The 8,860-nt window shown below is 65.7% G+C and carries 12 protein-coding genes and 1 pseudogene; 7 read left to right on the forward strand and 6 right to left on the reverse strand.

What is annotated here, in order from left to right; translation table 11 throughout:
• Positions 1–26 precede the first annotated feature (26 nt).
• From B4E30_RS11775 to B4E30_RS11780, 4 genes are all read left to right on the forward strand, one after another.
• Positions 27–212, forward strand: a complete 186-nt coding sequence (locus B4E30_RS11775; RefSeq protein WP_194384546.1) for a DUF4192 family protein — start codon at positions 27–29, stop codon at positions 210–212.
• Positions 209–475 carry a lasso peptide biosynthesis B2 protein gene (locus B4E30_RS16615; protein ID WP_414683215.1) on the forward strand — a complete coding sequence of 89 codons (267 nt, stop codon included), beginning with the start codon at positions 209–211 and terminating at the stop codon, positions 473–475. Before B4E30_RS11775 ends, B4E30_RS16615 begins: the two co-directional genes overlap by 4 nt.
• A gap of 6 nt (positions 476–481) precedes the next feature.
• Positions 482–601 (forward strand): keywimysin-related RiPP, encoded by a 120-nt coding sequence (locus tag B4E30_RS16620; protein WP_414683216.1) that lies wholly within the window; start codon positions 482–484, stop codon positions 599–601.
• A 126-nt stretch (positions 602–727) separates the two neighbouring features.
• Complete coding sequence (locus B4E30_RS11780) at positions 728–1,141, forward strand: GntR family transcriptional regulator (protein ID WP_194384548.1); 414 nt, start codon at positions 728–730, stop codon at positions 1,139–1,141.
• Between the two features lie 239 nt (positions 1,142–1,380).
• Here B4E30_RS11780 and B4E30_RS11785 read toward each other — a convergent pair whose 3' ends face one another.
• The 3 genes and pseudogenes from B4E30_RS11785 to B4E30_RS11795 form a co-directional block, all read right to left on the reverse strand.
• Entirely contained in the window at positions 1,381–2,874 is a 1,494-nt protein-coding gene (locus B4E30_RS11785) for a hypothetical protein (protein WP_286795410.1), read from the reverse strand.
• On the reverse strand, positions 2,871–3,500 hold the full coding sequence (locus B4E30_RS11790; RefSeq protein ID WP_194384550.1) for an ABC transporter ATP-binding protein: 630 nt from the start codon (positions 3,498–3,500) through the stop codon (positions 2,871–2,873). The genes B4E30_RS11785 and B4E30_RS11790 overlap by 4 nt, the downstream gene beginning before the upstream one ends.
• Before the next feature lie 396 nt (positions 3,501–3,896).
• Positions 3,897–4,406 (reverse strand): annotated as a pseudogene (locus tag B4E30_RS11795) (transposase); the annotation flags it as partial.
• A 390-nt stretch (positions 4,407–4,796) separates the two neighbouring features.
• On the opposite strand from B4E30_RS11795, the gene B4E30_RS11800 reads away from it, so the two are divergent.
• Both B4E30_RS11800 and B4E30_RS11805 read left to right on the forward strand, forming a co-directional pair.
• Entirely contained in the window at positions 4,797–4,994 is a 198-nt protein-coding gene (locus tag B4E30_RS11800) for a hypothetical protein (protein WP_194384551.1), read from the forward strand.
• A 172-nt stretch (positions 4,995–5,166) separates the two neighbouring features.
• Complete coding sequence (locus tag B4E30_RS11805; protein WP_286795411.1) at positions 5,167–5,586, forward strand: hypothetical protein; 420 nt, start codon at positions 5,167–5,169, stop codon at positions 5,584–5,586.
• Positions 5,587–5,609: 23 nt separating this feature from the next.
• Here B4E30_RS11805 and B4E30_RS11810 read toward each other — a convergent pair whose 3' ends face one another.
• Genes B4E30_RS11810 through B4E30_RS11820 form a run of 3 tightly spaced genes read right to left on the reverse strand, consistent with a single transcriptional unit; the run spans position 5,610 to position 7,709 of the window.
• Positions 5,610–5,936, reverse strand: a complete 327-nt coding sequence (locus tag B4E30_RS11810) for a hypothetical protein (RefSeq protein ID WP_286795412.1) — start codon at positions 5,934–5,936, stop codon at positions 5,610–5,612.
• 59 nt (positions 5,937–5,995) lie between these two features.
• Positions 5,996–6,673 (reverse strand): TetR/AcrR family transcriptional regulator, encoded by a 678-nt coding sequence (locus tag B4E30_RS11815; protein WP_286795413.1) that lies wholly within the window; start codon positions 6,671–6,673, stop codon positions 5,996–5,998.
• Positions 6,663–7,709 (reverse strand): epimerase, encoded by a 1,047-nt coding sequence (locus tag B4E30_RS11820; RefSeq protein ID WP_286795414.1) that lies wholly within the window; start codon positions 7,707–7,709, stop codon positions 6,663–6,665. The genes B4E30_RS11815 and B4E30_RS11820 overlap by 11 nt, the downstream gene beginning before the upstream one ends.
• Before the next feature lie 725 nt (positions 7,710–8,434).
• Between B4E30_RS11820 and B4E30_RS11830 the strand changes: the two genes are divergently transcribed.
• Complete coding sequence (locus B4E30_RS11830) at positions 8,435–8,653, forward strand: hypothetical protein (RefSeq protein WP_194384556.1); 219 nt, start codon at positions 8,435–8,437, stop codon at positions 8,651–8,653.
• The last annotated feature ends 207 nt before the right edge of the window (positions 8,654–8,860 follow it).

Genomic DNA, 8,860 nt, shown 5'->3' on the forward strand with positions numbered 1-8,860 from the left:
CCAGATCAGGTTGACATTCCCAGACCATGAGCATGATCGTCAAGGCCACCAGTGCAGGCGCGTTTCTGAGCATGATTCCGGGAGTGCTGGGGTACGCGCCCGTGCGGTCGCTGGTGCTGGTGCCGTTCGTTCAGGGCCGCACCGTTGGAGCGATGCGCGCGGACATGCCGCCGGTCGATGCCCTACGCCGTACTCAGCCGCGCACGGGATGAGGCCCCCACAATCAGCACGACCTGTCGTGGAAGTTCCGCTTGCCTCGTCCGCTCGACAGCGGTTTGCGCTCCTCTGCCGGTTGCGCGGTTCGTGGGCAGACTGGTGCGTCGGTGTGATGGCCGAGCCCCCGTTTCAGGCCCACGCCTGGGCCGAAGCCGAAGGACGAATCGTCGACGAAGCAGGTGAACGCGACGAGCTCAGGGAACTCTTCCGTGTCGAGATTCCGACCAGACCCCGTCCGACGAGAGCTGAAGGGAGGTGAGAGAAGATGCAAACAACGTATGTCGCTCCGACTGTGACGCCGATGGGTAGCTTCCAGCAGGAGACCGGTGTGTTCCTGGCCTGGAGTCTCGAGGTGATCCCACCGATCGGTGACTGGACGCCTTGAGTCCCGATCACCACCACGCAATTATCAGGTGTCGCCTGCTGTTCGAATGACAGAACCGACAGCAGGCGACCTCTCAGCAATCGAAGCGTTGATCTGCAAGAAGCGCGTACAGGGGAAGGTGACGGGGTGATCAGCGAACAGCGTCCGATAGCCGCGACCGTCTGCCGCGATCTCGAAGACAGGATCCTCTCCGAGACTCTGAGCGCCGGAGAGCAAGTGCCATCGTGGGGGGCGTTGTCGACGGAATACGGCATCTCATCTTCAACAGCCGCTGCAGCAACGAACAGACTCACGCGCAGAGGACTACTCGAAAGGCGGAGAGGCATCGGGCTCTTCGTGTCCCCGGCAGCGCGGGAGGAGATCGTCCGGGAACGGAGCGCCTCATTCGACGAGAAGTACGTGGCACCACTGCTGGAGGAGGCGCGCCGGCTGGGCTACAGCGTGGACGACCTTCTCGCGCTGCTGGACGGGCGAGCCTGGGAGGCCGGTTCGCCGCCTGAAACGGCGGGCGAGCCGAGCGGCCATCGTTACGGTCGTTAGGGCATCGATGTAGCGATTTCGAGAACGATCGTTTCCGGGAGGAGCGCAGTGCGACCGGATCTCGGTGCTCAGAAACGTGTGCCAGATCGAAAACCGCCAACGGCACAAACGGTTTCGGTACGGAGTTTCGAGACGTCGTTCAGTGAGCGGTAGTAGCGCGCGCGGGTCGGATGCGAAGTCGCGCGTCGCGCCCGACTCGGCAAGTCTGTCGCTGGCGGCGTTCGTTCCCTTGAGACGAATCACGTTCGCTGGCGCCACCGTGCGACGACTAGCCCGACGAGAGTAATAGCGACACCGATTAGCAGAACGGGCGACTCGAACGCCAGGGCCGCCGCGGCGCCTGCAAACGCTATGAGCAACACGGCATCCAGAGCCCAGATCATCCGCACCGCTGCGCCGAGGTCGCCAACCGGCGTCGGGATCGGCGCCAATAGCGTCGGCGGGAGTGGGCCTTTCAGTGCATTGCCAACGCGAGCCATCAGGGTGAGTACTCCAAGCGCCAGCGAACTGAGAATCGGCGCGAAGGCGCTCATCCCGGTGACAAACGAGCACACGACAACAACCGTAAGGAGCACGACGACCGTCACAGCCAAGGGAAAGAGTGCATGGTTGGCGAGCAGATGCTCGTCGCTGATCCCGTACAGCGGGAAGTCTGCCGCGACACTCGCGGCGTGCCGGATGCCGTCCGTGAATGGGCCGAGGCCGCCGAACAAGGTCAGGCCGGCTGCGGCCCCAAGCGCCCAGCCTGGCATCGCGGGTGCGAAAGCGAGCGTGATGAGCGTCCCGGCGGTGGCGAGGGCGATGACGCCGACGACGAGCCGACCCGGTGTGCGGACAGCCCCGATCGCGTCACGGATCAGGAACACCGCCGACCGACGCCGGATCGCTCGGACGGCGCGGAGGCGGCGGCCCGCGTGGGGCTCCCCCTGGTAGATCGTTACGGCAGAGCTAAACTCCATGCCGGTCGCATAGGTGGCCGCGGACTCCCACCGCGCGGCCTGCGCCATCAGCTCGGCGAGACCGAGCCGATTCAGCAGCACCGGCACCGCGGCGACGAGGGCGGCCGTCAGCGCCGTCAGCGCGACGAGGGTGTGGGGCGAGCCGCTGCCGGGATATGCGAGCCCAACCCACCCCCAAGGGGTGAACGGCTGCATGAACGGGACGGCAGCGGTGAACGCGGCAAGCGCGAGGACACCGAGTGCAACCGGCACCGCAGCGCGCGGGAACACTTGTCCGGCGAGCCAGGCAACGGTGGCGACGATGCCAACGAGCGCGCCGACCGCGGCAAACATCGCCGTGCTGAGCGGATCGGCCAGGCCATTACTCGTCAGACTGCCGCCGACCAGCCCGGCAGCGAACGTGGCCAGTCCGGTCACGAGTGCGCCAGCGCGCAGCACAGGCCCGCGGAACGTGTCAGATCTCGGTAGGTCGCTGGTAGCGAGAGCGTGGGTCGGAAACGGGGGCAATACGGCGGGGCCACGGTCTCGGCCCAGGATGAGCGCTCCCGCCCACAGGCCCGCAGCGGTGAGCACCGTGACTCCCGGAGCGGCGGTCGAGGCGAGCACCGCGATCCCTTCCGCGCTCGTCAGGCTCAACCACACGGCGCGCGCGATCGGCGTCACCGCCACCACGGCGACCATGAAGACCATGTAGGCGGCGTATGCGCGATCGGTGCCAGTGCGGACGTTACGCGAACGCCACACCCGTATCGCTGCTGTTGCGCGGCCGGTCATGCCGCCCCATTCAAGTCGAGCGTGTGATCGGCCAGCCCGTCCGCGATGACCTGACTGTGTGTGGCGATCACCAATGTCGCGCCCTGGCCGCGCCTCGCGTCCAGTACGTCAATCACCGACTGCACATGCTCCGGATCCAGACGCTGTTCCGGCTCATCGAGAATCAGCACCTCAAATGGTCGGGCCAGCACCAGCGCGATGCCAAACAACTGCGCCTGCCCAGACGACAGCTCGTGAGGGAACCGCTCCCCGAGCGCGGCCAAACCCAACTCTGCGACCACCCCACGTGCAAGCTCTGACGCCGAAGCCGGCTCATCCAGCCACGTCGTGGCAACCAATAGGACGTGATCGAACACGGTGAGGTCGGGAGCCATCGGCGGCAGACCGATCATCGACGCGACGCGCCGACGGAACCCACTGTCACGCTGCACGACGGCAGCTCCACCAATCCGCACCACCCCGCTCGACGGTTTACGCGCACCGGCCAGCACTCGCAGCAACGTCGACTTGCCGGTCCCGTTCCTTCCGCGCACCACCAGCGCCTCGCCCCGATTCGCCACTACCGAGACGGGAGCGAGGAGCGTCACGTCACCCGCCGTAACGCCGACCTCATATACCTCGATCATGTATCCATCCTCTCCAACCCGAAGAAGCTCTACAGAGCGATTCGCGCTGGGCGAGTGCGCGATGGCCGGCGGCGGAGCTGGCTTGCAGCGTCCTAGTGAAATCGTCTGCCGGCGTCGCCAGCGATGTCCTAGGCATGACCGCTGCCGAGTCTCCGTCCGGTTGTAGGTTTCCGCAATCGCTCGAAACTGATCGTCTACGGCACAGTCATCGCTCGCGTCGCGGGAGCTGTGAGCGGCTTCGCTCAATGTAGTCCTCTCTCGCAGCGGTCAGTATCGTGACCCGCGTTCCCGCAACCGATCTGTTTACGGATGGTGGTGGGCGCCGCAGAAGGTGCACGCGCAGGTGAACCCGCGCGGCTGAGGTGTGCTCACAGGCGAGTGTGTGAAGACTGGTCAGAGAGCGTCGGCGGCGACGAACGTGAACGGGCCGGCGTCATCGAGCGGGCGGTGCCGGAACTGCTCGACGTGCTCGTCGAGCTCAGCCGCAATCCGGGAGACCTGCGACTTCGACAGGGAGTGGATCCCGAGGGTCTTGACGAGCTTGTCCATCCGACGCGTGCTCACACCGGCGAGGTAGCAGTCGGCGACGACGGTGATCATCGCTGTCTCGGCGCGCTTGCGGCGCTCGAGCAGCCAGTCCGGGAAATACGTCCCCTGCCGGAGCTTCGGGATCTGGACGTCGATCGTGCCGACACGGGTGTCCAGATCACGGTGCCGATACCCGTTGCGCTGGGTCATGCGGTCGGGGCTGCGCTGCCCCCATTCGGCGCCGATGACGGCATCCGCGTCAGCAGACAGCAGCGCGTTGATCATGGTCTGCAGCAAACTGCGCATCAGATCTGGCGACGCGTCGGACAGGGCTTCAGCGAGCACGCTCGCAGGGTCGACAATATGAGGTGCGGTCATCGTGATGATTCCGTTCGAGTGGGATGTGAGAGTTTCCTCGAAGGATCACACGGTGACCGCGCTCACGTCATGAACGACGAGCTTGGCCACCGCGCGCTACACCACTATGCGGGACTCAACTGAACCGAGGCGAAGTTGCCACGGACGACTTGCCCGATCTACGGGTCGGGGGAGCGGCCGTCTGTGCATAGTTTGTGTATCCTTCGTCCGGTCGTTCGGATGTTCAGGCGCTAGCGCAGCTGACTGAAGAATCCTTGCGTTGATTTGCCGGGCGCGTCCGAACGCCGGTCCCTTGCCGCGCGTGAGCCGGTTGTTGTAGGGACGGTCGACTCCGCGGCACCGATCTCGCATCGCGCAGTTCGGATTGCGAGGTCGCGCTATCGTCGCCTCATGACCTCGCGCAGGCTCGGCATCGTGTTGATCATCCTCGCGTCTGCGGCGTTCTTGGCGGGGGCGTACTGCTGGCTCATACCGGACGACTTCTGGTGGCGACTCGCGGGGGTGATTCTGGTCCCGATCGCGATCCCCGGGTTCATCAGCGGAGGGCGGCTGCTCAAGAGACCCGACCGGCCGGATGCGACGGGCTGAGAAAACGCCGTTCTGTCACGGGGCGACATAGTCTCCTACGGCCGAGGAGCGATGCGGCAGCTCCGCGACGAGCTTGCCCGAGTGACGGTCGGTCAGTGCAACATACGCCCGCCCGCGGCGCGGCCGGAGTCACGCATGGCTACTACGGTGAGCGGCGTGCGAGACTCCCCTCATGAAGCGCACGCTCGCCGCGTCCGTCGGACTGGTTGCGGTCTCGCTGGCGGTTGTTGGCTGCTCCGGTGCCGGTGCCGGTGCCGGCGCCGTGCAGGAGGCTCGGGGAACCACTGCGATGGTCGCGAGCGAGCCGTCGAGCGTAGCCATGGAGGCGCTGATTTCAGGAACCCTGACGCTGACCGACGCGGGTTGCTTCGCGGTGGCGTCTGGTGGAATGACCTACCCACTGCAATTCCCGTTCGGCAGCCAGATCGGCGACGACGGCACCGAGGTCACGGTTCCCGGGTTGCTGCCCCTTCACGTTGGCGATGAGATCTCGGGCGGCGGTGGGTACCTGCATCTCACGGAAGTGGATCCCGCATGCATCGCCGACAACGAGTACGACGAGTACGCGGTCTGGCAGACCTTGGACGAATAGCGCGGATGCCGGTCACTCACCGCTCAACGTGGCCGATCTTGCGGTTCGATGTTCTTCTTCGCGATGTGGTGATTGATCAGGAGTTGGACCGCGACGGTGGGGAGGTACGCAGCCACGATCAGGAAGCCCGCAATCCATCCCGACCCAGTTGCTGACCCCCACATGATGGCACCAAGTGTGATCGTCGCCGTGCCTGCACCGGTCAGCGCACGCGTCGGCAGGGGCACCTGTTTCCAGGCGAAGTAGGGAAGGCGAACCGTCGGACGCCGATGGTGCCACACGAGGACGCCGGCGACCCACGCCACCGACCCGGCGATCACCATTGCCAGCCACAGTCCGGAGAGATCCATCGGTTCACCCTAGAGCGTTCACCGCCCGATAGCACCCAAGAATCCCTATCCGGGCGCTGTCATGCGCGGACCTCGGTGACGAGCGAGAGCATGTCGCGTAGTGCGCCTCGGAGGATGGGCAGTCGGGCCAGCGGCAGCGCGGTTCCCAACAGCTTGAGACCGCGCTCGAGCAGCGTCCGTGTGCGGCGCTGGTTTTCGGAGGTGTCGTATACCCAGAAGAGTGCGAGCAGCAGGTGTGCGAGCACGAGTGCGCGGGGGAGGAGTGCACGGATGTCGTCGGGCAGTCCTGAGGGTGTGGCGCCTTCGACTGCCTGTGCGAACAGTCCCTCGACGACCTCGAGGGAGTCAGCGGACTCGGCCGACAACGGGTTGATCGGTGATCGTGGCGAGACCGCGGCCGAGAGGAACTCGCCGGCGTGAGCGTGATACGGCGTCAGCTGGTCGATTCCGGTTGCGTAGACGATGGCTAGCCGGTCGACGAGTCGAGTCTCGGTTTTCAGCAGGCGTTCGGCGGCGGCGCGGTGCGCGTGCTGCACATCGAGGTACAGCTCCTGAATGAGGTGGTTCTTCGAGGGGAAGTGGTAGTTCGTGGCTCCCACAGACATCCCGAGTTCGTCCGCGATCTTCCGGATCGTCGTTGCGTCATACCCGTTCTCACGGAAGGACGCGAGCGCGGCGGTGCGGATACGCTCCCGGGTGCGCTCGCCCTTGGTTCCAGGTTCGGCGCTACGCGGCATGGCTCGTGGTCTTCTCTGTCCTGGCCGCCCCGGTGGTCGTCGTGTTGGCCCGGCCCCGGCGGGTGTGGACGTCGGTGAGCGCCTCTTCCAGGTTGGGGTGCGAGAAGGTGAATCCGGCGTCGGTGAGCGCCTTCGGGATGACCCACCGGCTCTTGAGGACGAGTTCGGGCTCGGTGGGGATCACCCACATCGCGAGTTCCAGCATCCATCGAAGACTCGGCAGGCCGACCCGGCGGCCGACGGCCCGCCGGAGCGTTCGCATGAGCGCACTGTTCTCGGACGGCTGCGGCGACGCGATGTTGATCGGGCCGGAGAGATTTTCCACATCCCGGATGAAGCGAACGGCGGCGACGACATCGTCGATATGGACCCAGCTGAACTTCTGGCGTCCGTGAGTGCGGTGCCATGGTGCACGGTCGCTGCCGGTGGGGTGGTCGCCGATTCCGCGGTAGCGGCGATGCGGCGGGCACCAGCCGTCGAACTGGGTTCCACCGAGACCCCACCGCGTGAGCGTGAACAGCATGCGTGTGGCCGGTCCGTCGCCGACGACAATCGCCATCCGAAGCGACACCCGGCGCGTCTTGGGGAGCGAGCCCTCGAACAGCTCGCGTTCCCAAGACGTCGCGACATCGACGGAGAACCCTGAGCCGATTTCGCCGCTGTCCTCGGTGTTCGCACGGTCCATCGCGTGCCGATAGATCGTCGCCGTCGACGCGTTCATCCAGACCCGCGGGGGATGGTCCGCGCGTGCGACCGCCACCCGCAACGCACGGGTGGTCTGCACGCGCGAGGCGAGAATCTCGTCGCGATTTCGGTCGGTGTAGCGGCAGTTCACGGACTTCCCCGCGAAGTTCACGACCACGTCGGCCCCCTCCACCGCCCGGCCGAGAGCATCGGGATCATCCCAACGGACAGGCGCGTTGCGGCCGACGAGTCTCACCTCGTACCCGTCCCCGACGAACGCGTCAGCAACCGCGCTCCCGATGAACCCGCTCGCACCAGCAAGGACGACCACTGGCACCTGATCCTTGGTCATGCGGCCACTGTACATCGTTACTGAACATGTTCAGTAATCGAGGGTGCGCCGTCGATCAGCCAGCCTCGCGGCCTCGAGGCTGGGTGACGTCACCCTCGATGAAGAGGGAACCAATGCGGCGGGCGATCCTGGGCGAGGAGAGCGGCGTCCGTCGATTGAGCTCCGAATCCGCCTAGGCAGTTTGCTGAAGTGGCGCTTAGCCCAGCTTCCTCACCGCTCCGCTTCGCACCTTCCGTCGGAGCGAATCCCGCGTCTCCTTTTCTGCTCCGCAGTCACAACCTGTGGGTCGCGGCGCGGCGGATCCGCAGAAGGTGACTGCGGAGCAGGTCGACTCATCGTCATCGTCGGTGGCCGCATCCGAAGCGACGACCGAGCCCGAGAACTCGTGGTTATCGTCGCGATCGGTCTCGATCGACGTGACCGTGCCCGCGCCTCCGACCGCAGCGATCGCGGCGGCGACGATGTCGGCAATGAGCGAGGTGGCCAGCGCCGGATCGGCGTCATCACGTCGAGCACCAAAACGTCGTAGTCCTGCTCGCGGGCGCGCCACAACGCGTCTACGCGGATGCGGGCGACGTCGACGGTCATCGCTTCCGCCTCGAGGCCGCGCCGGATGCCCTCTGCTCACCTCACCTCGTCGTCGACGAGCAGCACGCGCATGGGTCGAATCTGCCGGGTGCGCGCTGTCGCCGTGCTGAACGGATGGTGGCGTCTATGCTCCAGCCATGGAATTCCTCGTCATCTACATCCTCGTGCCTCTTCTGCTCACCGCCGCCGGCTTCGTGATCACCTACTTCATCATCAAAGCCGCCGTGATCAATGGGCAGCGGCACGCACGCCGCGAAGCGTACGTCGAGGACTTCCTGCCCGAGCAGGCCACCTGGCTATCTGGGCGCCAGCGCGAGGAGCTCAAAGCGCATGCGGCCCGTCTCGGCCGCGTCTGACGAGGGCTCGTGCCCGACCTGTGACCGCGTGTCCTGCGCGACGCCCCGGCGAAGTCGCTCCACCCTGTCGCATCCGAGCAATCGGTGAGCGGTAGCCTGCCGTTCAGCGGCGCCGCTCGTGGATAAGAGCGGCAGCCGCGACAGCAAATGAACCGATCGAGAAGACAACACAACACCAAGGAAGGGGTGAGTCCCATAGCGTGGTGT

The organism is Microbacterium sp. UBA3394, assembly GCF_002358725.1.
Taxonomy (GTDB): Bacteria; Actinomycetota; Actinomycetes; order Actinomycetales; family Microbacteriaceae; genus Microbacterium; species Microbacterium luteum.